3 protein-coding genes are annotated in these 2,636 nt (G+C 70.7%); all 3 read right to left on the reverse strand.

The window, feature by feature from the left end:
* Positions 1–198 precede the first annotated feature (198 nt).
* Positions 199–861 (reverse strand): response regulator transcription factor, encoded by a 663-nt coding sequence (locus K8V84_RS18535; protein WP_304076585.1) that lies wholly within the window; start codon positions 859–861, stop codon positions 199–201.
* Entirely contained in the window at positions 843–2,189 is a 1,347-nt protein-coding gene (locus K8V84_RS18540) for a sensor histidine kinase (protein WP_304076586.1), read from the reverse strand. Before K8V84_RS18540 ends, K8V84_RS18535 begins: the two co-directional genes overlap by 19 nt.
* 91 nt (positions 2,190–2,280) lie before the next feature.
* A partial coding sequence (locus K8V84_RS18545) for an alkaline phosphatase PhoX (RefSeq protein ID WP_304076588.1) occupies positions 2,281–2,636 on the reverse strand: 356 nt, incomplete at its 5' end.

Raw genomic sequence — 2,636 nt, forward strand, 5'->3', positions numbered from 1 at the left:
TCTACGAGAACCCGCAGAGCGACTACACCAAGCAGTTGCTCACCGCCGCTCCGGTCCTGGACCCGGACGAGGCACGTCGTCTGCGCGCCGAGCGTTTCGCCGAGCGCGACGGGGCGGTCGCCTGACGGCGAGTGGAACACGCCTGTCGAGGGCGGTCACGGACCCGTGTCCGTGACCGCCCTCTTCGGGTGGGCCGGCTCAGTCCGGTTGTTCGCGCAGGTAGGTCAGGACCGCCATGACGCGACGGTCCACGTCGGTCTCCTCCGGCGGCAGGTCGAGCTTGGCGAGGATGTTGGTGATGTGCTTGCCCACGGTGGGTTCGGACACCACCAGCTTCCGGGCGATCCGTGCGTTGGAGTCGCCCTGGGCCAGCAGCGCCAGCACCTCCAGTTCGCGTTCGGACAGCCGCTCCAACGGGGTGCTGCGCCGTCGCACCAGGCGTCGCACGACCTCGGGGTCGATGACGGTGCCTCCGGCGTGCACCCGACGCAGCACGTCGGAGAACTCGGCGACGTCCACCACCCGCTCCTTGAGCACGTAACCGACCCCGAGCCCCTCCTGGGAGTCCAACAGGTCGGACGCGTAACCGGCTTCCACGTACTGGCTGAGAGCCACCACCGGCAGGCGCGGGTGTCGCCGTCGCAGTTCCACGGCGGCGCGCAGCCCCTCGTCGGTGAAGTCGGGCGGCATTCGGATGTCGGTGACCACCAGATCGGGTGCCTGCTCGCCGACCGTCGCCTTGAGAGTCTCGGCGTCACCGACCGCCGCGACGACCTCGAAGCCGAACCTGCGCAGCAGGTCGGACAGCCCCTCCCGCAACAGGGCGCCGTCCTCGGCCAGGACTACTCGGATGGGGGACACGGGAACTCCGCTCTCAACCTCGTGGGACCGCCCGGAGGGCTGGACAACAGGATTCTGCCACCGACGACGGAGACCCGGTCGGCCAGACCGGTCAGCCCGCTGCCGTCGGCGGGGTCGGCACCGCCCCGTCCGTCGTCGACGGTCTCCAACACAAGGGTGCCCCTCTCCAGACGGATGTTCAGCCGGACCTTGGTGGCCTCGGCGTGTTCGGCGACGTTGGTGAGGGACTCGGCGGCCACGTAGTAGGCGGCGCTCTCCAGGTGCGCGGGTGGCCTGCGCGGCAGGTCGACACGTACGCGGGTGGGGACGGGGGAGCGGTCGGCCAGTTCGGGCAGGGCCGCGACCAGCCCACGATCGCTGAGCACCTTGGGGTGGATGCCCTGCACGATCTCGCGCAGTGACCCGATGATCTCCTTGGCCTGCCCGTGCACTTGGCTCAGGGTGCGTTCCATCCCGCTGCCCGCCGGAGCGTCCAGACGGGCCAGGTCCAGACGCATCGCCAGGGAGATCAACTGTTGCTGGGCGCCGTCGTGCAGGTCACGTTCGATGCGTCGGCGTTCGGTCTCGAAGGCGTCCACCAGGCGGGCGCGCGAACGGGTGACCTCGACCAGTTCGGAGCGCAGTTCCTCGGTCTCCCCGCGTCCGCCGAGCAGGATCCGGGCCACCAAGGCGTGCGCACCCGCCGCCGGGGTGCACACGTAGGGGGTGAGCAGCAGCAGGAGCACACCGGGCGCCACCAGGGGCAGGGCGGTGAGCGGGTCCTCGAAGTGCCACCATCCGAGGGCGACGGTCTCCCCGAACAGGGGGATGAGCGGGCTGACGACCAGGAACAGGCCCATGACGGGGAAGAGGAACAGCAGCGACCACGTCAGGTTGTCCAGTAGCAGGACCAGCAGGAGCAGGTAGGCGAATTCGCGCCAGGTGGCCGCCTCGGTGTAGCGCACGCGCATCCGGTGCCACAGGCCGGGACCGGTGGCGCGGTGCCCGTGGTCGATCGGTGGGTGGACCAGACGTAGCCGCCACCGTTCGACCGGCGCGATCACCAGGGCGACGAAGGGTCCGCCGAGCAGTAACAGGATCGCCCCGAACAGGAACAGGGCGGCCAGGGTCCAGGCCCCCTGCGGTTCGCCCCGGGCCAGTTCCTCCAAGTGCTCGCCGAGCATGATCAGCGGTAGCGAGAAGGGGGCCAGCAGCAACATGGCCAGGGGCCCCGTCACCATCGTTGCGGCCAGGTGACCCAGGCCACGCCAGGGCCAGGACGACCACAGGAAACCCTTGCTCCGCACGGCCTCCAAGGCGGTGCGGGGGAGCGGCTCCGGTGTACTCACCCCGACAAGCTACGGGAGCGGCGGCGCGGGGTGAAGCGGGAACGACCCAACCTCCGACTACAGGAACGCCCTACCGCCGTCGAGGGACCGCTCAGGTCCCGATGACGCCGCCGTCGTCCCTGCGGACCACGACCACGGCCGACCGAGGACGCCCTCGCGGATCGAACCCGGGCCAGTTGCTCACCGCACGCGGGTCGTCCACGGTCGGCTCGCCCAGGTGTTCGGTGGCCGACCCCGGGTTCCGCACCGTCACGAACAGGGTCCTTCGGTCCGGGGTGGTGGCCACTCCGGCGATCGCGCAGCCGCGGGGCCCGGTGAGGAACCGCCGCACCTCGGCGTCGTCGGGGTCGGCGCACAGCAGGGCGCTGTTCCCCGCGCGTTCCCACTCCCGGGGGTCGGTGATCCGGGTGGTGTCCGTGTGGATCCACAACCGGCCGTCGGAGCCGC

It is taken from the genome of Nocardiopsis listeri, from assembly GCF_020741345.1.
Classification (GTDB): domain Bacteria; phylum Actinomycetota; class Actinomycetes; order Streptosporangiales; family Streptosporangiaceae; genus Nocardiopsis; species Nocardiopsis listeri_A.